The organism is Methylobacterium sp. A49B (assembly GCF_053346215.1).
Map to the genome: position 1 here is coordinate 23,793 of NZ_JBKFBO010000097.1, position 19,299 is coordinate 43,091.

General features: G+C 68.1%; 19 protein-coding genes. 14 read left to right on the forward strand and 5 right to left on the reverse strand.

What is annotated here, in order from left to right:
* Positions 1-201: 201 nt before the first annotated feature.
* Positions 202-393, reverse strand: a complete 192-nt coding sequence (locus tag ACLBX9_RS15525) for a hypothetical protein (RefSeq protein ID WP_158168767.1) — start codon at positions 391-393, stop codon at positions 202-204.
* 173 nt (positions 394-566) lie between these two features.
* On the opposite strand from ACLBX9_RS15525, the gene ACLBX9_RS15530 reads away from it, so the two are divergent.
* The 3 genes from ACLBX9_RS15530 (at position 567) to ACLBX9_RS15540 (ending at position 2,402) form a co-directional block, all read left to right on the forward strand.
* Entirely contained in the window at positions 567-809 is a 243-nt protein-coding gene (locus ACLBX9_RS15530; protein ID WP_447719551.1) for a hypothetical protein, read from the forward strand.
* A 25-nt stretch (positions 810-834) separates the two neighbouring features.
* A complete protein-coding gene (locus ACLBX9_RS15535; protein WP_158168763.1) occupies positions 835-1,050 on the forward strand; it encodes a hypothetical protein in 216 nt (71 codons plus the stop codon).
* A gap of 71 nt (positions 1,051-1,121) precedes the next feature.
* Positions 1,122-2,402 carry an O-acetylhomoserine aminocarboxypropyltransferase gene (locus ACLBX9_RS15540; protein ID WP_158168761.1) on the forward strand — a complete coding sequence of 427 codons (1,281 nt, stop codon included), beginning with the start codon at positions 1,122-1,124 and terminating at the stop codon, positions 2,400-2,402.
* A 123-nt stretch (positions 2,403-2,525) separates the two neighbouring features.
* On the opposite strand, the gene ACLBX9_RS15545 is transcribed toward ACLBX9_RS15540, so the two are convergent.
* Positions 2,526-4,313, reverse strand: coding sequence for an acyl-CoA dehydrogenase C-terminal domain-containing protein (locus ACLBX9_RS15545; protein ID WP_447719552.1), 1,788 nt, complete (start codon positions 4,311-4,313; stop codon positions 2,526-2,528).
* A gap of 295 nt (positions 4,314-4,608) precedes the next feature.
* On the opposite strand from ACLBX9_RS15545, the gene ACLBX9_RS15550 reads away from it, so the two are divergent.
* Together ACLBX9_RS15550 and ACLBX9_RS15555 are read left to right on the forward strand one after the other, a co-directional pair.
* Positions 4,609-7,884, forward strand: a complete 3,276-nt coding sequence (locus ACLBX9_RS15550) for a hypothetical protein (protein ID WP_447719553.1) — start codon at positions 4,609-4,611, stop codon at positions 7,882-7,884.
* Between the two features lie 148 nt (positions 7,885-8,032).
* Positions 8,033-8,470: a DUF3429 domain-containing protein gene (locus ACLBX9_RS15555; protein WP_447719554.1), complete on the forward strand. Its 438-nt coding sequence runs from the start codon at positions 8,033-8,035 to the stop codon at positions 8,468-8,470.
* Between the two features lie 20 nt (positions 8,471-8,490).
* Here ACLBX9_RS15555 and ACLBX9_RS15560 read toward each other — a convergent pair whose 3' ends face one another.
* Positions 8,491-8,721, reverse strand: coding sequence for a hypothetical protein (locus ACLBX9_RS15560; protein ID WP_158168752.1), 231 nt, complete (start codon positions 8,719-8,721; stop codon positions 8,491-8,493).
* 150 nt (positions 8,722-8,871) lie between these two features.
* Here ACLBX9_RS15560 and ACLBX9_RS15565 point away from each other — a divergent pair, with 150 nt between their 5' ends.
* From ACLBX9_RS15565 to ACLBX9_RS15575, 3 genes are all read left to right on the forward strand, one after another.
* Positions 8,872-9,600 (forward strand): autoinducer binding domain-containing protein, encoded by a 729-nt coding sequence (locus ACLBX9_RS15565; protein WP_447719555.1) that lies wholly within the window; start codon positions 8,872-8,874, stop codon positions 9,598-9,600.
* Positions 9,601-9,775: 175 nt separating this feature from the next.
* Positions 9,776-10,399 (forward strand): acyl-homoserine-lactone synthase, encoded by a 624-nt coding sequence (locus ACLBX9_RS15570; protein ID WP_447719556.1) that lies wholly within the window; start codon positions 9,776-9,778, stop codon positions 10,397-10,399.
* 2 nt (positions 10,400-10,401) lie between these two features.
* Entirely contained in the window at positions 10,402-10,581 is a 180-nt protein-coding gene (locus ACLBX9_RS15575; protein WP_447719557.1) for a hypothetical protein, read from the forward strand.
* Positions 10,582-10,658: 77 nt separating this feature from the next.
* Here the strand turns inward: ACLBX9_RS15575 and ACLBX9_RS15580 are convergent, their stop codons facing one another.
* Positions 10,659-11,873, reverse strand: coding sequence for an NADP-dependent isocitrate dehydrogenase (locus ACLBX9_RS15580; RefSeq protein ID WP_447719558.1), 1,215 nt, complete (start codon positions 11,871-11,873; stop codon positions 10,659-10,661).
* Between the two features lie 206 nt (positions 11,874-12,079).
* On the opposite strand from ACLBX9_RS15580, the gene ACLBX9_RS15585 reads away from it, so the two are divergent.
* Positions 12,080-12,853, forward strand: a complete 774-nt coding sequence (locus ACLBX9_RS15585; protein ID WP_447719559.1) for an RNA methyltransferase — start codon at positions 12,080-12,082, stop codon at positions 12,851-12,853.
* On the opposite strand, the gene ACLBX9_RS15590 is transcribed toward ACLBX9_RS15585, so the two are convergent.
* Complete coding sequence (locus ACLBX9_RS15590) at positions 12,854-13,039, reverse strand: hypothetical protein (protein ID WP_158168741.1); 186 nt, start codon at positions 13,037-13,039, stop codon at positions 12,854-12,856.
* A 126-nt stretch (positions 13,040-13,165) separates the two neighbouring features.
* Here ACLBX9_RS15590 and ccmA point away from each other — a divergent pair, with 126 nt between their 5' ends.
* The 5 genes from ccmA to ACLBX9_RS15615 all read left to right on the forward strand — a co-directional run bounded on the left by ccmA (position 13,166) and on the right by ACLBX9_RS15615 (position 19,201).
* Complete coding sequence (ccmA, locus tag ACLBX9_RS15595) at positions 13,166-13,804, forward strand: heme ABC exporter ATP-binding protein CcmA (RefSeq protein ID WP_447719560.1); 639 nt, start codon at positions 13,166-13,168, stop codon at positions 13,802-13,804.
* Positions 13,801-14,469, forward strand: a complete 669-nt coding sequence (gene ccmB / locus ACLBX9_RS15600) for a heme exporter protein CcmB (RefSeq protein WP_158168737.1) — start codon at positions 13,801-13,803, stop codon at positions 14,467-14,469. Before ccmA ends, ccmB begins: the two co-directional genes overlap by 4 nt.
* A 1,005-nt stretch (positions 14,470-15,474) precedes the next feature.
* Positions 15,475-15,741, forward strand: coding sequence for a 30S ribosomal protein S20 (rpsT, locus tag ACLBX9_RS15605; RefSeq protein WP_007561677.1), 267 nt, complete (start codon positions 15,475-15,477; stop codon positions 15,739-15,741).
* Between the two features lie 486 nt (positions 15,742-16,227).
* A complete protein-coding gene (gene dnaA, locus ACLBX9_RS15610; RefSeq protein WP_447719561.1) occupies positions 16,228-17,721 on the forward strand; it encodes a chromosomal replication initiator protein DnaA in 1,494 nt (497 codons plus the stop codon).
* Between the two features lie 271 nt (positions 17,722-17,992).
* Positions 17,993-19,201 (forward strand): acetyl-CoA C-acetyltransferase, encoded by a 1,209-nt coding sequence (locus ACLBX9_RS15615; protein WP_447719562.1) that lies wholly within the window; start codon positions 17,993-17,995, stop codon positions 19,199-19,201.
* Positions 19,202-19,299: the final 98 nt, after the last annotated feature.

A 19,299-nucleotide genomic window follows, 5' to 3' on the forward strand; every position in this document is an offset into this window, starting at 1 on the left:
TGTTTAATGATAATCAGCCGCGTATGGTCGGTAATAGGGTTGTACTTTTGGGCAAAGTACCACTTTAGCATGCATCGTCTCCGCCGAGGGCGCGCACGCCGCCCGCAGGACGCGTGCTGAGGCTCTGCGGCGTGGCGTAAAGCTGACGGGGCGTGTCGCAGATCTGTGGCCGGCGCGGGGTCCCGTCCAGGCTCGGCCGCCTCAGATCTCTTCGAAGTGCTCGCGCATCCAGCACTCGCCCGAGATCCGGGCGCCGTTCGATGTCACGAAGGCGTAGGGCGACTGTTCCACGACCGCGCCGCCGCGTGTCCGGATGAGCCAGCGATAGCATCTTGGATCGTCCGCGCAGGGGACGATCTCGATCGTGTGAGCGCGCAGCGGTGACGTCGACATGGAGCCTTAACGATCCAGGCGGGCTTTTCGCTCCCGCCGCCCGGTGCGGATGGTTACCGAGCGGGGCCGGCGCGACCCGCACAGGGTGCATCGGAACCTTCGGCGCCGGAGGCCGGTTCCGGCGGACACGAGCGGTCGGTCCGGGGATCGACGAGGGACGAGGCGAACGCGGTATGCCGATCAAGGCACTGAACGACCGGAAGAAATTGTCGAATGACTTCAACGACGCCCACGACGCATTCATCGACGCGGTGCTGAACGCGCTGCAATCCGACGAGATTCCGCTGGATCTCGCCCGTGCCTATCTCGCGCATCCCGTCGCCATGATGCACACCGACGGGGCGCAGGCCGTGGCCGACTACTTCGATCGCATGCTGGCGCAGAAGCCGAACATCGACTGGACACCGGGAAGCTGACCGCCGGTCCGGAAAGGAAGCGCCGATGACCAGCGAAGAAGTCGAGGATCTGAACCGCGCCCGCGCCGCGCTCGCGCGCCAGCGGAACGCGATCGCCCGGCGCCTGGGCGGCCTCGACGTGGCGCCGATCTCCATGGCCGAGGACCTGACCCGGACGCTGCTGGCCATCGAGGCCGTGGATCGCGCGCTGGTCGACGCCGGGCAGCCGCACGTCGATCTCGGCCCCGCGCCGGACGCCTGAGGCTCCTGCACAACCTTGCGCCGCGCTCCCGCGCGGGCTTAGACAATCCGGCGCGCCGAGGAGACCTCACGATGACCGACCGCCTGCCCGGCTTCAACACGCTGGCGATCCACGCGGGCGCGGCACCCGACGCCGCTACGGGCGCGCGGGCCACGCCGATCTACCAGACCACGAGCTTCGTCTTCGACGACGTCGACCATGCCGCGTCGCTGTTCGGCCTCCAGGCCTTCGGCAATATCTACACGCGCATCACCAACCCGACGAACGCGGTGCTGGAAGAGCGCATCGCCGCCCTCGAAGGGGGCACCGCGGCGCTCGCCGTGGCCTCCGGCCACGCCGCCGAATTCCTGACCATGCACGCGCTGATGCAGCCCGGGGACGAGTTCGTCGCCTCCAACAAGCTCTACGGCGGCTCGATCAATCAGTTCAATCACTCGTACAAGAACTTCGGATGGACGGTCGCCTGGGCCGAGAACGACGATCCGGCCTCATTCGAGGCCGCGATCACGCCCCGCACCAAGGCGATCTTCTGCGAGTCCATCGCCAATCCCGGCGGCGTCATCACCGACCTTGCGGCGCTGTCGCAGATCGCCAAGAAGCACAACGTCCCGCTCGTCGTCGACAACACCATGGCGACGCCGTACCTGATCCGCCCCTTCGAGCACGGGGCCGACATTGTGGTCCACTCGGCCACCAAGTTCCTGGGCGGCCACGGCAACTCGATCGGCGGCCTGATCGTCGACGGCGGCTCGTTCCAGTGGGCAGGCGATGCCCGCTACCCGATGATGAGCCAGCCGCGGCCGGAATATTCCGGCATGGTGCTGGCCGAGACCTTCGGCAATTTCGGCTTCGCCATTGCCTGCCGGGTTCTCGGCCTGCGCGATCTCGGTCCGGCGCTCTCGCCGTTCAACGCCTTCCTGATCCTGAACGGCATCGAGACCCTTCCGCTGCGCATGCAGCGCCACTCCGACAACGCGCTGACGGTGGCGACCCATCTCTCCAAGCATCCGGCGGTGTCGTGGGTGAGCTATCCGGGGCTGGAGAGCGACCGCTATCACCAGCTGGCCCGGCGCTACACGCCGAACGGTGCCGGGGCGGTCTTCACCTTCGGACTGAAGGGCGGCTACGAGGCCGGCGTGAAGCTCGTCTCGAACCTGCAGCTGTTTTCGCACCTCGCCAATATCGGCGACACCCGCTCGCTGATCATCCACCCGGCCTCGACCACCCACCGCCAGCTCACCGACGCGCAGAAGACCGCCGCGGGCGCCGGTCCGGACGTGGTGCGACTGTCGATCGGCCTGGAGGATCCGGCCGACCTCATCGAGGATCTGGACGCGGCACTGGGCGACTGACGGTCTCCCGCCCGACCGGGCGGTCCCGGACTCCGTGCGACCGCAGCGGTCCAGGACGGCGCCGCCTGGACCGCTGCGGTCCCGATGACGATGGCGGCGTGAGGATCTGGACCGGCGGCGCCCTCAGAACGCCTCCGCCTCCAGCGCCATCGTGCTTTCGGCCCCGGCCTTGATCCGCGCGAGGCGCAGGCCGGTCTCCGGCAGCATCCGCTCCATGAAGAACCGGCCGCTCGTGAGTTTCGACTCCCAGCGCGGGGAGGGCGCCTCGGCGTGCTTTGCCAGCGCCGCCTTGGCGATCTTGCCCCACATGTAGCCCAGGGCCACGAGGCCGAAGAGGTGCATGAAGTCGGTGGCGCCGGCGCCGGCATTGTCGGGCTTGGCGAAGGCGTTCTGCATCAGCCACATCACGGCGCCCTGGAGGTCGTTCACCCCCGCCTGCAGCGGCTTGACGAACGGCGCCATCGCCGGATCCTCGCCGTGATCCTTCAGGAAGGTCTGCACCTCGCCGAGGAACGTCATCATCGCCCGGCCGCCATCCTTCGGCAGCTTGCGGCCGATCAGGTCCATCGCCTGGATGCCGTTGGCGCCCTCGTAGATCATGGCGATGCGGGCGTCGCGCACGAACTGCGACATGCCCCATTCCTCGATGTAGCCGTGGCCACCGAGGAGCTGCTGCGCCTCGACCGCGTTGGCGAAGCCGCGATCGGTGAACACGCCCTTCACCACCGGAGTCATCAGGCCGAGATGGTCGTCGGCGGCCTGCCGCTCCTTGGCGTCCTCGGACCGATGCAGGATGTCGGCCTGGAGCGCCGTCCAGAGCATCAGCGCCCGGGCCGCCTCGTTGAAGGCGCGGATCTGCAGCAGGGTGCGACGCACGTCCGGGTGGACGATGATCGGATCGGCGGCCTTCTCGGGGGCCTTCGCGCCGGTCAGCGCTCGGCCCTGGAGCCGGTCCTTCGCGTAGGCGGCGGCGTTCTGGTAGGCGACCTCGGACTGGCCGAGACCCTGGACGCCCACGGCGAGCCGCGCCTCGTTCATCATCACGAACATGGCGTTCAACCCGCGATTCTCTTGTCCGACGAGCCAACCGGTGGCGCCGTCGTAGTTCATCACGCAGGTGGCGTTCCCGTGGATGCCCATCTTGTGCTCCAGGGAGCCGCAGGACACGCCGTTGCGAGCGCCCAGCGAGCCGTCCGGGTTCACGAGGAACTTCGGCACGACGAAGAGCGAGATGCCCTTCGTGCCGGCCGGCGCCCCCTCGATCCGGGCGATGACCAAGTGCACGATGTTCTCGGCCAGGTCGTGCTCGCCGGCGGAGATGAAGATCTTCGTGCCGGTGAGGCTGTAGGAGCCGTCGCCGTTCGGGACCGCCTTCGTCTTCAGGAGCCCGAGATCCGTTCCGCAATGCGGCTCGGTGAGGTTCATGGTGCCGGTCCATGCGCCCTCGACCATCCTGGGCAGGTAAAGCGCCTTCTGCTCCTCGGAACCGTGGACCAGCAGGGCCGCCATCGCACCCTGGGTCAGACCCGGATACATCCCGAAGGCGAGGTTAGCGCCGGACGCGAATTCCTGCATCGCGGTGTTGAGCGTGTGCGGCAGGCCCTGGCCGCCATAGGCTTCCGGGACCGAGAGCCCCATCCAACCGCCCTGGGCGTAGGTGTCGTAGGCGGCCTTGAAGCCGGTGGGCGTCCGCACGCTGGCGTCCGCCTCGCGGCGGCAGCCCTCGATGTCACCGGTGCGGTTGAGGGGCGCCAGCACTTCCTCGGCGAGCTTCGCACCCTCGCGGAGCACGGCCTCGACCACATCGGGAGACGCGTCGGCGAAGCCGGCGAGATTGTCGCGGGTGTGGAAGCCGAGCACATCGTTGAGCAGGAACAGCGTGTCTTCGACCGGTGCGCGGTACTGCGGCATCTCTGGCTTTCCCCCGGTTGCGGACCCTTTCGATCGGCCCGCGGCGCTCACGCCATGTAACCGCCCAGCCGCCCTCCGAGCAACGCCCCGGCCCCGTAGCCGGCCTGCGAATCGGTCCTGCTCAGCAGCGTGTTGGTCATGACCATTACCGCGGCCAGTTCCCCTTAACCTCGTGTTTACCAAGAAAGTTAATGGTCACGCTCGAACGATCCGATGTGCGCGTTGGTGGATACCGATCGGTGGTGACCGCCCCGCACATGCGATTGGACGCCGAACTGCCGACGATAGGCCCCCGATGACCAGCACCGCGATGCCGCAGCTCGACAGTTTCGATCCTGAGGTGCTCGACGCCGCGCGGGACGTGGCGGCGCGGGCGGGCGTTCCGCTGGAAACTTGGATCGCTTCGGTGGTCCCGCAGCCGAAGGCGGGTATGTCCGGCAATCGCCGCCAGCGCCGCCGTCACCGGGCCGAGCAGCTTCCGCCGGCGGTATCCCGTTCCGAAACGACGACCGATGCCGAGCGGCCGGCCGGTGCGCCCAGTGCCATCGCGGAAACCTACGGTGAGGGACTGGCCGCGCTGATCCATCGCCTGGAAGGTTTGGACCGGGCGCTCGACGATGAGCGCCGCAGCGTGCAGCAGGCCGAGACGCGACGCCTCGCCGACATCGAGGCCCGCATCGAGCGCGCCCTGAAGGCCGCGCCCGTGCAGGAGGTGACCGAGCGCCTCGGGCAGATCGAGCGCCGGATGTCGCAGCTCGGCGAGCAGGTCGCCGCCACCCGGCAGCCGGGCCGACGGGCGCGTCCCGCCGCCGCCGATATCCGCAGCGCCGTGCAGGACATCCGCCAGCGCCAGCGGGAACTCGCGCAGGGTGGCGTGATCCAGGCTGATTCCGATGGCGGCGTCGTCGCCAGCATGCGCATGGACCTCGCGCGCCGTCTCGAGGCGCGCATCGAGGACGGCGCCGCGCCCACGGCCGCGCTGGCTGAACTCCAGGACGAGACCGTCCGCCTGCGCGAGGCGATCACGCAGCTCGCCACCAGCCGCGACATCGTCGCTCTTGAGGAGGCGGTGGTCTCGCTGGCGAGCGGCGTCGAGCGCGCGCAGATCGGGACCGACCTCACGGCGATCGCGGCGCCGATCGAGCAGGTTCGGGTGCAGGTCGAGCGCCTGGCCGAGGAGGTTGCCGAGAACGTCCACAGCCGCGTCGCGGAGGATGTCCGCCGCTTGGCCGAGCGCCTCGACAGCGTGGCGGCGACTGGCGCCGCGGATCCGGACGACCACACCCTCGCGGGGCTGTTCACGGAACTCGAGGAAATTCGTCGGCTCATCGCGGCGCTGGCCGGTCCGGAGCGGATCCAGGGGCTGGCTCTGAGCCTGCAGGCGGTCAGCGCCCAGATCGCAGAGCTTCAGCGGGTCGGCACCGATCCGGATCTGCGCCCGCTGCTCGAGGAGATCCGCAGCGACGTCAAGACCGCGGCGCCGGCAGCCCTGGCCGGTCAGATTCAGGCCCTGGCCGAGAAGGTCGACCTCCTCTGCGCGCGGGACGATCGGTCCGATTTCGGGAGTGAAGCCAACGCATCGAGACCCGGCGAGATGGCATCGATCCACGCGATGCTGCGCAGCCTTGCCGAGAAGGTCGATCAGGTCGGCAGCCGCTCCGAGCACGAGGGGCTGGACGCTCTGGAGCGGCAGGTCGTCACCCTGGCGGGCCGCCTCGACGCGCCGCACAGCGCCGATCCGGCGCTCGCCAGCCTCGAGCGCACCATGGGCGACCTGCTGCGGCAGGTTACGGCCTTGCGCGAGACGGCTCCGAGCGAGGCGACGGTGGAGCGCGCCGCGCGTGCCGCCGTGGCCGAGACACTGCAGGGATCCGGCATCGCCGCTACAGAGACTGGCGAGATCGGCCTTCTGCGCGCCAGCCTCGCGGACATGCAGGCCCGGCAGGTCGCCTCGGACCAGCGCCTCGGCGCGACGCTCGAAGGGGTGCAGTCCGCGCTGGAGCGCCTCCTCGTCCGGCTCGGACCTGTCGAGACCGCGGCGCCGCGGGCCCCCTCCCTCGACGAGCGCCTGATGTCGTCGACGAGCGCGGAGGCGGCGCTCGCCCCCGCCGAGCTGCGCGGCACGGCGCGGCGCGACGTCGCCGAGACCCCACGGATTGCCGACGATCTGCTGGAGCCCGGCAGCGGCCGTCCGGGTCGCGAGCCGCGGGCGGGACGGGACCCGTCCGCACGCCGCACGGTCAAGGAGCGCTTGGCCGACCCGGCCCGGGTCCGCCCGTCTGCGGACGCCGGCGGCGAGGCCGACATCAAGACGAGCTTCATCGCGGCGGCCCGCCGGGCCGCGCAGGCCGCGCAGGCGGAACTGGCCGCGGAGGCCCCCGCCGAGCGCCGGGACGCGCGCGCTCAGAAGGCTTCGCCGCAGCCTGCCAACTCCGCGGAGGGTCGCCTCGGCCGGCTGAAGGCCGAGATCGACCGGCGCCGCCGGCCGCTGCTCCTCGGCCTCGCCGCCATCGTGCTGGCGCTCGGCGCGCTGCAGGCGATCAGCCTGCGCAGCCCGGAGGAGCCGCGCCGTGCCGTGCCGACGAGCCAGTCCGTCCCCGCTCGCGAGGAGACGGCCAAGGATGCCGGCCGCGACGCCGCCAAGGACGTGACCAAGGATACGACCACAGAGGACGGCAAGGACGCCGGCAAGAACGCGACGGGAGACAATTCCAACGACGGCGCGGCCGCCAAACCGCCGGTGGCCGACCCCACGACAACGCAGGCTTTGCCGAACCCGCTGCCGGCCGAGTCGCGCGCCTCCGCCGTCAAGACGTCGCTGCCTCAGGTCTCGGGGATCAATACGCTGCAGGCCGATCTCGGCAACCTGCCGCCGGCGCTGGCCAAGGTGAAGCTTGCTGCCCTCGAGGGTGACGGGTCGGCGGTCTGGGATCTCGCGACGCGGGAGGCCGATGGCCGCGGCATGCCCCGCGATCTCGCGACGGCGACCAAGCTCTACGAGAAGCTGGCCTCGGCCGGCTACGCCCCCGCCCAGTACAAGGTTGCGGGCCATTATGAGAAGGGTTCGGGCGTTGCCCGCGATCTCGAGAAGGCGAAGCTGTGGTACGGCCGCGCCGCCGAGCAGGGTCATGCCCGCTCGATGCATAATCTCGCCGTCCTCTACGCCGAAAATCCCGCCGCGAACGGCAAGCCGGATTTCGCCACGGCGGCCTCTTGGTTCCGCCAGGGCGCAGAGTTCGGCGTCCGCGACAGCCAGTACAACCTCGGCGTTCTCTACGCCCGCGGCCTCGGACTGACTCAGGATCTCGTGCAATCTTACGCGTGGTTCGCGGCGGCCGCAGCGCAGGGTGACGACGATGCCGCCAAGAAGCGGGACGACGTGGCCAACAAGCTCAGCCCGGCCGATCTCGCCAGTGCCAAGAGCCTTGCGGGAAGCTTCAAGCCGCGAAAGATTGACGCGGCGGTGAACGAGCCGCCGGCTCCGAAGGCCATCCCGGGAGCGCCGATGTCGCTCCTCGGCGCTCCAGCACCAAATTCCGTGGCTTTCTCGGCCCCGCCGCGGCGCACCTAAGCGTCGCTCACCCGAGGACGGACTTCGAAGGCGGACGCCGCGCCCAGCTTGACCACCGTGCCGCGATGCGGGAACGCTCCGCGCGGGCGGCGTCGGGCCGATGACGGATCACGCGGATCGCCAGCCGTTGCCGCTGATCGGAGGATGGATGGCGCGCCGGAATCAAGTGCCGATCGGCGCCCTCGTGCTTGGTGTGGCCGGCCTGATCCCGTTCCTGGGATTTGCCGCGCTCGCGGTCTCCGGGTCGGACGGCGGGCTCAGCAGCATCGGGCTGTCGCCGCGCACGATTCTCTCCGCCTACGGCGCGGTGATCGCCTCGTTCCTCGGGGGCATCCGATGGGGGGCCGCCGCGGCGCGCAATGCCGGCAGCGCAGATTACCTCCTGGCAATCGTTCCGTCGCTCGTAGCCTGGGCCGCCATGGCAGTGCCCGCTCCTTGGGATCTGAGGATCCTCGGCGGCCTCGTGCTGGCCTGGGGCCTCATCGACCAGGATCTGCACCGCCGCGGCCTCGCGCCGCTCTGGCTCGGGCGTCTGCGGCTCGTCCTGTCCGGCGTCGCCGGGGCCGCGCTGCTGGTAGCGGCCTGAGACCGGGCGCCGCCGACCCGTCAGCCCTCGCGCGCCATCTCGCGCAGCAGCTTCAACACCGCGTCGCGCCGGGCCGGCGACTGGATGGCCCGGAACAACGCAGATACCTCCTCGCACTGCCGGACAAGCGGCGTCTCCGCCGCGTCCGATGGCTGGTCGGCCTGCAGGAAGTAGGTCGGGCTGACATCCAGCGTGGCCGCGATGCGCTCCAGCAGGCGGCGCGTCAGCGGTGGTGTCCAGTCGTCCGTCATGCCCCTGAAACTCGCACCCCACCCGCCGCACCGATCGGGACGGCAGAACTCTTGCGGCTCAGCCTAGTCCTTTCGCGCTGACGATGCCATCCTCAGGTTGCGTTCGATCTGCAATTTGACGCAGAGCGTGCATCAACGCCGGGATGGGGCATGCCGCACTCGAAGCATCTGGACAAGACCTTCAACGTTCTGCGTGACCTCGACCGGGCGGCGACGCCGGACGAGATTGCACGGCTGCTGGTCGATGCCTTCGCCCGCTACGGCATCTCCTACATGATGGCGGGAATCGTTCCCGATCCTGGCCTGCCGGCTCGGCGGCATGCCGGCTTCGTCCTAGCGAGCACGATGCCGGAGGGCTGGACACGCCGGTACGTCGCGCAACGCTACGCCCTCCACGACCCCACGGTCCGCCGCCTGTGCACCAGCGCGGTGCCTTTCGATTGGAGTGCCGTGCAGCCCGATACGCCGATCGCAGGCCGGGTAATGCAGGAGGCCGGCGAGTTCGGGATCCGCGCCGGCATCACCGTGCCGTTCGTGACCCTCGACGGGGAGCCTGGCGGCATCAGCGTGTCCGGGGAGCGGATCGATATCGATCCGGCGGAGCGGATCGCCGTGAACCTCGTGGCGACCTACGCGGTCGGCCAGCTGCTTCTCATGAACACGCGCCCGACTGCCAGCGAGCCGGTGCGCTTGGCGCCGCGCGAGCGCGAGGCCCTGCAATGGGCCGCCGAGGGCAAGACCGACAGCGAGATCGGTATGGTCATGGGCATCACGGCCGCGGGCGTTGACTACCATCTGCGCTCGGCCCGGACGAAGCTCGACACGGTCAACCGGGCCCATACGGTGGCGCGGGCGCTCCGCGCCGGCTTGATAACCTAGAGGCGGCTTGTCCCGTGGCGGCGGAGGCCGGCCGCCGCGCCGGCAGAGCGAAATGGCTCTGCGGCAAGCCTCTGACCCGATCGGTGGTCGGCGGCGCGGACCCTACGATTTCTCGTAGTACCCGGATCCGGTCCGAGCGGGGACAACTCACGTCAGACCAACGTGAGGTTTTCTCGTGATCCACATTGTCACGCCAGCCAACGCGCATCGCTACGCCGACGCCATGGAACAGGCTTGGCGCCTGCGCCACCAGATTTTCGTCGAGGAGAAGGGCTGGACCGCGCTCGCCCGCCCGGATGGTCGGGAGATCGATCAGTTCGACACACCGCACGCGATCCATTTCCTCGCCATGGAGGAGGACACAGTCATCGGATACAGCCGGCTGCTGCCGACGACGCGCCCGCACCTCCTGTCCGACGTCCTGCCGGAACTCTGCGAGGGCGAACGGCCCTCCGGCCCACATATCTGGGAATGGACCCGCCAGGGGGTGGCGCGCTCGCATCGAACCCGGGGTCGCGTCGTCAACCCGGTCTCGATCGCGCTCCTCACCGGCATTGTTGAGTGGGGGCTCGCGCACGGTGTCGGCAGCCTGCTCCTGCAGATGCCGACGCTGTACATGATCCATGTCATCCAGCTGCATTTCCGGGCGCAGCCCCTGGGCCTGCCGGTTCAGATCGCCGGCGAGGAGATCATGGCGGCCTCCGCCCGGTTCGACGCCCGGACCCTGGCCAAGCTTCGCGCCGTCCGTGGCGACGACCGCTCGGTCGTCGTCTCCGAGCCCGCTTATCTGGTGGCGTAACGATGATCTTCGACAGCAAAGATACTGCCCTCGACGCGCTCGCCGCGCAGTGCCTGCGGGTGCGCGATCTCATCGACACGGTCGGCGATCCGCTGATGCGCGCCGCCATCGACCTCCTGCTCATCGAGGTCGCCCGGAAACTCGCCGAGACCTGCCCGCCCGAACTCGGCGGCAAAGCCTGACGCCGCGGGCCCTTGGAGCCCACATGAAAACGGCGGGTGCCCGGAGGCACTCGCCGCTTCGACACCGGGCGATGGGATCAGACGCCCATCGCGGTCTTGAGGTTCTGGTCGACCTTGTCGAGGAAGCCCGTGGTGGACAGCCACTTCTGCTCCGGCCCGACGAGGAGCGCGAGGTCCTTGGTCATGAAGCCCGACTCGACCGTGTCGACGCAGACTTTCTCCAGGGTGGCGGAGAACTTCGCCAGGTCGTCGTTGCCGTCGAGCTTGGCGCGGTGTGACAGGCCCCGGGTCCAGGCGAAGATCGACGCGATCGAGTTGGTCGAGGTCTCGCGCCCCTTCTGGTGCTCGCGGAAGTGGCGGGTGACGGTGCCGTGGGCGGCCTCGGCCTCCACGGTCTGGCCGTCCGGCGTCATCAGCACGGAGGTCATCAGGCCGAGCGAGCCGAAGCCTTGGGCAGCCGTGTCCGACTGGACGTCGCCGTCGTAGTTCTTGCAGGCCCAGACGTAGCCGCCCGACCACTTGAGGCAGGAGGCCACCATGTCGTCGATCAAGCGGTGCTCGTAGGTGATGCCGAGCGGCTTGAACTTGGCCTCGAACTCCTCCTCGTAGACCTTCTGGAATAGGTCCTTGAACCGGCCGTCATAGGCCTTGAGAATGGTGTTCTTCGTCGAAAGATAGACCGGGTACTTGCGTGCCAAGCCGTAGTTCATCGAGGCGCGGGCGAAGTCGATGATCGACTGGTCGAGGTTGTACATCGACATGGCGACGCCGGCCTCGGGGAACTTGAACACCTCCTTCTCGATGACGGTGCCGTCATCGCCCTCGAACTTGATGGTCAGGCGGCCCTTTCCGGGCACCTTGAAGTCGGTGGCGCGGTACTGGTCGCCATAGGCGTGGCGGCCGATCACGAAGGGCTGGGTCCAGCCGGGTACGAGGCGCGGCACGTTCTTGCAGATGATCGGCTCGCGGAAGATCACGCCGCCCAGGATGTTCCGGATCGTGCCGTTGGGCGAGCGCCACATCTCCTTGAGCCCGAATTCCTGCACCCGCTGCTCGTCCGGGGTGATCGTGGCGCACTTCACGCCGACGCCGTGGCGCTTGATCGCCTCGGCGGCGTCGACCGTCACCTTGTCGTTGGTGGCATCGCGATGCTCGACGCCGAGGTCGTAGTATTCGAGGTCGACGTCGAGATAGGGATGAATGAGCTTGTTCTTGATCTCGGCCCAGATGATCCGGGTCATCTCGTCGCCGTCGAGCTCGACGACGGGGTTCGCTACCTTGATCTTCGCCATGGACCGATGCCTTCCCGCGTTGTCCCCGCGCACGGCATGCAAGGGCCGTGCGGTCGTCGTCCCAAGGGCCCTGTCGGGCGGCTCGGGCCGGAATCGCCCCGCGACATAGCGCGGCCCTTCCAGCGACGGAAGGCGCGGACTGTCATCCGGGCGGCTTCGTCACCCGGCCCTCGACGGGCGAGGGGCGACCATGCCAGACGGCGCGCATGACGAGCCGAGATGCACCGGGCGACGCCCCGAGGAAGGTCACCGAGCTGCCGCCCGGAATCGCCCCGGCGGTGATTTTGGTGGAGCCGCAACTCGCCGAGAATATCGGCATGACGGCCCGGGCCATGGCGAATTTCGGTCTCTCGGAGCTGCGCCTCGTCAACCCGAAGAACGGCTGGCCCAAGAAGGGCGTGCGGGAGGCAGCCTCCGGCGCCACCCACGTCCTCGACCGGGCGACGATCTTCGGCACCGTCGCTGAGGCCATCGCCGACTGCCACTACGTGCTCGCCACCACGGCGCGGGAGCGCGGGCAGATGAAGCGGGTCTTTGCTCCCGAGGATGGCATGGCCGAACTCGTCGCCCGCGAGGGCCAGCGCACCGCGGTGATGTTCGGCCGCGAACGGGTCGGGCTCACCAACGACGAGGTGTCGCTCGCCGACGCTATTGTGACCTTCCCGGTATCGCCGGATTTCCCTTCCCTCAACCTCGCGCAGGCGGTGCTGCTCGTCGGCTACGCCTGGCGGCAGGCGAGCGGCCGGGCGCGGCTGCCTTTCTCGGGCGAAATGCTGTCGCCGCCCGCTACCCGCGACGCGCTGGTCGCGCTGTTCGGAAGCCTGGAATCTGCCCTGGACGCAGCCGGCTTTTACCCGCCGGAGAAGAAGGAGATCATCGCCCGCAACATGCGCGACATGCTGCACCGCATGAGCCTGACCGAGCAGGACGTGCGGACCTTTCGCGGCGCGCTGCGAGCCTTGACGCGGAAGGGCGCGTGATCAGCCGGAGGCGGGCTTCATCTCCGGCGGCTTGCCGCCGCCGAAGCAGCGCCCGACCGCCTCCCAGAACGCCGCCTGCTCCTCCTGGGTGCACTGGGCCATCCGCGCCTCGACTTTGGCCCGACCGGCCAACGCGTCGGGTGTCGCGGCGACGTCCGCCTCGCTCGGGTTTCTCGCCTCAGCCATGGGCAATCCTCCGTCGCAGAACAAAGGCTGAGCTAGACTGTGGTTCCGTTATCCGCCGCATTCGGGCATGGAAGTGGCGAAGATTGATCCTGCCGCCCGCCGGCGGAGACGAGGGCGGAGGATCGGGTGCGGCTCAGCGTGAACAATCTGGCCTGCCGCCGCTCCGGCCGCCGCATCTTCTCCAACCTGTCCTTCACCCTCGGACCCGGCGACGCCCTGGCGGTGACCGGCCGGAACGGCGCCGGCAAATCCAGTCTCCTCGCCATCCTGTCGGGCCGGCTGCGGCCGGATGCTGGGCGGATCGCCGCCGGCGATGTCGGCGAGGCGAGCCTGCCCGAATGCCTGCACGCGGTCGGCCACCGCGACGGGCTGAAGAGTACGCTGAGTGCGGGGGAAAACCTGCTGTTCGCCCAACGCCTTCTCGGCGCACCGCGCCTGACGCCCCGCGAGGCCCTGGAACGGCTCGGCCTCGGCCACGCGCACGACCTGCCGGTCGCCTATCTCTCGGCCGGGCAGCGGCGGCGCGTCGCCCTGGCGCGGCTCCTCGTCTGCGCACGGCCGCTCTGGCTCCTGGACGAGCCGACTGCCGCCCTCGACACGGCCTCACAGACACTCCTGGCCGAGCTGATGGCGGGGCACCGGGCCGATGGCGGCCTCGTGATCGCCGCGACCCACCAAACCCTCGGGCTCGCGGGCGCGGCCGAACTGCGCATCGAGGCCGCCGCTGCGGCGCCTTTGGCGGACGTTTCGGAGGACTGGGCGTGATCCGCGCGGTGCTCGCCCTCGTCGCCCGCGACCTGCGTCTCGCCGGCCGGGTCGGCGGCTCCGGCGCGCTGTCGCTGGTCTTCTTTCTGATGATCGTCGCCCTGGTGCCGTTCGCGCTCGGGCCCGACCTCAACCTGCTCTCGCGGATCGGCCCGGCGATCCTGTGGCTCGCCGCCGTGCTGGCGACGCTGATCGGCCTCGACCGACTGTTCCAGGCCGACGAGGAGGACGGTTCCCTCGAGCTGATGACCGCCGCGCCGGTACCCCTCGAACTCGTGGTGATCGGCAAGGTCGCGGCGCACTGGCTGACCACGGGGCTGCCGCTGGCGCTCGCCGCACCCCTCTTCGGCCTCCTCGTCGCCCTCGACGGCACCGCCATGGGAGCCACGTCCCTGACGCTGCTCGCCGGCACGCCGGCGCTCAGCTTCATTGGCGCGGTGGGCGCGGCGCTGACAGCCTCGATCCGCCGGGGCGGGCTGATCCTGGCGGTGCTGGTGCTGCCGCTGATGATCCCCACGTTGATCTTCGGCGTCTCGGCCGCTCAGGCGGCGAGCGGCGGAACCGTGCCGTTCCTCGTGCCGCTGGCTGTGCTCGCCGCGCTAACGTTGATCGCCGCCGTAGTCGGAACGCTGGCGGCGGCGGCGGCTTTGCGGTGGCCGGAGTGAGGCTCGACCGCCGAACGTTCTTTGCCATTGTTGTAAGGAAAATTATCTTCGCCTCGCCCTGTCAAAAGCAAATCCATAGGATGCCCAGCCAGCACCTTTAGTAAATAATCACAATACTTATCAATATTCTCGGCTCCTCTGAATGTCGATATTTCGACATGATTGTCATCGAAACACTCTATTCTCGAAACGCAATCCATAAAGTGTGGCATCGATCCTAATTGTGTCGGGTCGATCGCTGACAAGGCGAAATTTTAATCTCTCTTTTTTAAGAATTTGCATGACCTTGTAGACCGCTGCGGTTTCCATTGTTACGTCTCCTATTTTGCAAGCGAAGGTCGAATAAAAGCTTATGCGCATTTTTTCGCGCCAAGATCATTGGCTTTGGCGGCGGCTTTCTGGCCTAATATATCCAAGTTAAAAAATTGATTGGAAAATTCTTGATAGATGATTTCGCGGCAATTGGCTTGAATATATGCTTGGCATGTTTCGGCCATTTGTTGACAGTTCGACCTGATAAGGAATTATCTGCTTCACACGTCCACTGTCCGCCGGCTGGCCGGCCGGCGGATATACGGGCTGTTCAGGTGAAAATGATTGCTCGAGAGCAAGCCGCAGTCTGGAAAGTTTAAATTTAATTGTGAGGCCTGCCAAAAGGCTGCGCAGCATTGCCGCTTCAGTGGCTGAGTTAAGTGTAGCGTTATTTACGGACCGCCCCTTCGCCCTTCTAGAACCGAGTGGACGTATATATGAAAATATACCTATTGTTAAGGAAAATAAGCTAGATCTCGTGTCGGGCCTGGTCGGCGCTCGCTTCTGCGATGCAAGGCCGGTCTGCTCGTGCGTTGACGCGCCGCGCCCCCCTCACTATAGAGACCGCTTCGCCGAGGGGCCGCGCTTTCGCGCGCGCTGCGTCTCGGCCATCGCCAGACAACCTGACGCGACGACCGATCTCCGGCCAGGCCGGCCCGTCGGCATCGCCCGACGAAGAGAACGAGGATTTCAATGGCCAACACCGCTTCGGCCAAGAAGATGACCCGCAAGATCGCCAAGCGCACGGCGATCAACCGCTCGCGCCGCTCGCGCATGCGCACCTTCGTCCGCAAGGTCGAGGAGGCCATCGCCACCGGCAACCAGCAGGACGCGCTCGCTGCTCTCCGCGCCGCCGAGCCCGAGATGATGCGGGCCGCCCAGCACGGCATCGTTCACAAGAACAACGCTTCGCGGAAGGTCTCGCGCCTCGCCGCCCGGGTGAAGGCGCTGGCCGCCTAAAGCACACCCGCACGACCGAGACGGTTTGAAGCCCGGCCTTCGCGCCGGGCTTTTTCGTGCGCGCTGTCCGGCGTCCCGAACCTGTTTCGCGGGGACCGGGTCGGTCCGTTAACCCTGTTCAAGAATCGCTGCGATTGCAGACTCTACCGCTGACGTGTAGCTTAACAGAAACTGACGCTACACAAGCAAAACCGAGCGATTTCGGGACTCCTACGAATCGATCTGATTCGCCAAGACTCTAGCTGCCGTGTCGAGCCCGCACAGAAACACTTGCTGAGGAGGTTCCGCGTCGTCCCCGCAAGTCCCAGTGTTAAAGGAACTGTAGGTAATTGTTGATAGGCTCTTCCAATCGGCAAAAGTTCCCCGTGGAGGGGTTGACTCCATGAGGCGGACTCTGTCCCGCCCGTTCTTGCGGGACGCTGAGGGCGTAATTCGTGCGTACGCGCGGCCTGCGGAACTCCGTGGATCGCGTCGGGAGAGCCAGTGATGCGTGTCGACGGAACGGTGGCGAGCGACGACGATGGCGGCCGCAACGGCGGCGGCGTCGATTATGGGTCCGCCTGGGCGCGGGTGAAGCGCCGGCTCCGCGCGGAACTCGGAGAGGACGTGTTCGCCAGCTGGTTCGCCCGGCTCGAACTGGAGGCGGTGGCCGGCAGCACGGCCCGGCTCACGGTCCCGACCCGCTTCCTCAAGAGCTGGATCGAGTCTCACTACCTTGATCGCGTGTTGAACACCTTCAAGGCCGAGGTGGAGGAGATCGCCCGGATCGAGGTCGGCGTCCGCGGCACCGGTGCCCCGGTCCGGCCGGTCGCCGTCGGAGCGGCCAAGCCGAACCCCGCCAGCGGACCGCTCGCCCGCCTCCACGCCGCCGGCGCGCCGGTGCCGGTCGCCGCGGTGACGCCAGCACAGGAACCCCGGGCCGCGGAATCCGGTGGCGATCTCAGCGGCACCCCGCTGGATGCACGGCTGACCTTCGCGAGCTTCGTCATCGGGCGCTCCAACGCCCTGGCACACGCTGCCGCCGAGCGGGTCGCCAACCACCAGGGGGAGGGGGCGCTGTACAACCCGCTCTACCTCCATGCCGGTGTCGGCCTCGGCAAGACGCACCTGCTACACGGAATCGGCCATGCCGCCCGGGAGGCGGGACGGCGCGTCATCTATTTGACCGCCGACCGGTTCATGTACGGCTTCGTCAACGCCCTGAAGACCCAGTCGGCGTTGGCCTACAAGGAGCGCCTGCGCGGCATCGATCTGCTGATCCTGGACGATGTCCAGTTCATCCAGGGCAAGTCGATCCAGGCCGAGTTCGGCCACACGATCAACGCCCTGATCGATGCCGGCCGTCAGGTCGTGGTCGCCTCCGACCGGCCTCCGACCGAGCTGGAAGCCCTCGATGAGCGGGTCCGCTCGCGCCTCGGCGGCGGCCTCGTGGTCGAGATCACTGCCCTTGATGAAGCCCTGCGCGTCTCGATCCTCTCGGCGCGACTCGCCGCCGTGCGAGCCTCGCATCCTGGCTTTGACGTCTCTCCGCAGGTGGCATCCTATGTGGCGCGGGCGATCACCGCTAACGGCCGCGACCTCGAAGGCGCAGTGAACCGTCTGCTCGCTCACGCCACGCTGACCGGCACCGCCGTGACGATGGAGACCGCCGAGAGTGCGATCCGCGACCTCGTGAAGAATCGCGAGCCCAAGCGGATCAAGATTGAGGACATCCAGAAGCTGGTCGCGTCGCGCTACAACGTTTCGCGGTCGGACATCCTGTCAGAGCGGCGCACCGCGGCCGTGGTGAAGCCGCGCCAGATCGCCATGTACCTCTCGAAGGTGCTGACGCTGCGATCCCTGCCCGAGATCGGCCGACGCTTCGGCGGACGCGATCACACGACAGTGCTTCACGCCGTCCGCAAGATCGAGAAGCAGATCGGCGAGGATACGGTTCTCGGCGACGAGGTCGAGCTGCTGAAGCGCATGCTTCAGGACTGACGCAGCACTCAAGTCGCCGGGATCGATGCTCTTCGAAGTCCAGCGATGATCGCCTGGTGGTCCGCGCCCGGCATGATCCGGTCGATCCTGGTCGGTGCGCCTGCCGGGTGATGCCTGCGAGATCCTCCGCGTTGCGACGCGCTCTCTGCCGGCTCCGAGGAATTCGGGGCTGGCCGAGAGCGCGCGCCCCGTGGCAGACTGGCGCGAAGGAAGACGGCCCTGTAAGGCCGCGTCGCCGACCGGCGAGGACCGACGCCCCGGGGGAGAGCTGATGACGGACGCCTTCATCTACGATCACGTTCGCACGCCCCGCGGGCGCGGGAAGGCGGACGGCTCCCTCCACGAGGTCACGGCTCTGCGTCTCGCCGAGACGGCCCTGCGCGCCCTCAAGGATCGCAACGGGCTCGATACGGCCCTGGTGGACGACGTCGTCCTGGGCTGCGTCGATCCGGTGGGCGAGGCTGGCGGTGACATCGCCCGGGCCGCGGCTCTGGTGGCGGATTACGGCGCCCATGTCCCCGGCGTGCAGATCAACCGGTTCTGCGCCTCCGGCCTCGACGCCGTGAACTTTGCCGCCGCGCAGGTCATGAGCGGACAGCACGCGATGGCGGTGGGCGGCGGCGTCGAATCGATGAGTCGCATCGGCATCGGCGCTTCGGGCGGCGCGTGGCCGGTGGATCCGGCGATCGCCATCAAGTCCTATTTCATGCCGCAGGGCGTCTCGGCCGACCTGATCGCCACCAAGTACGGCTTCACCCGCGACGATTGCGATGCCTACGCGGTCCGCTCGCAGGCGCGCTCGGCGAAGTCCTGGGCCGAGGGGCTTTTCAACGGGTCCGTGGTGCCCGTGCGCGATGTGAACGGCATCACGCTGCTCGACCGCGACGAGCACATGCGCCCCGGAACCGACATGCAGTCGCTGGCCTCCCTCAAGGCCTCCTTCGTGCAGATGGGTCAGATGGGCGGCTTCGACGCCGTGGCGACCGACGCGCACCCGGACGTGGAGACCGTCGACCACGTCCACCATGCCGGCAATTCCTCCGGCATCGTCGACGGCGCGGCTGCCGTGCTGATCGGCTCCAAAGAGGCCGGGGAAGCCGCGGGCCTGAAACCTCGCGCGCGCATCCGCGCCTTCGCCAATATCGGCTCGGATCCGGCGCTGATGCTCACCGGCCCGGTTGACGTCACCCGGAAGGTTCTGGACCGAGCCGGGATGAGCCTCTCAGACATCGACCTGTTCGAGGTCAACGAGGCCTTCGCGGCCGTGGTGCTGCGCTTCTGCCAAGCCTTCGACCTCGACCGGGAGGCGGTCAACGTCAACGGCGGCGCCATCGCGCTTGGCCATCCGCTCGGCGCCACGGGCGCGATGATTCTCGGCACGGCGCTGGACGAGCTGGAGCGCACCGGCAAGGAGCGCGCGCTCGTGACGCTGTGCATCGGCGCCGGCATGGGCACCGCCACGATCATCGAGCGGGTCTGAGCCACCCTCGTGTGGGAGCGGCGCCACGCCGCTCCCCAAAGTCCGGGAACGCTGCTAGAGGCGCGGGCGACGATCGGCCCGCAACCGGGCCGGACGAT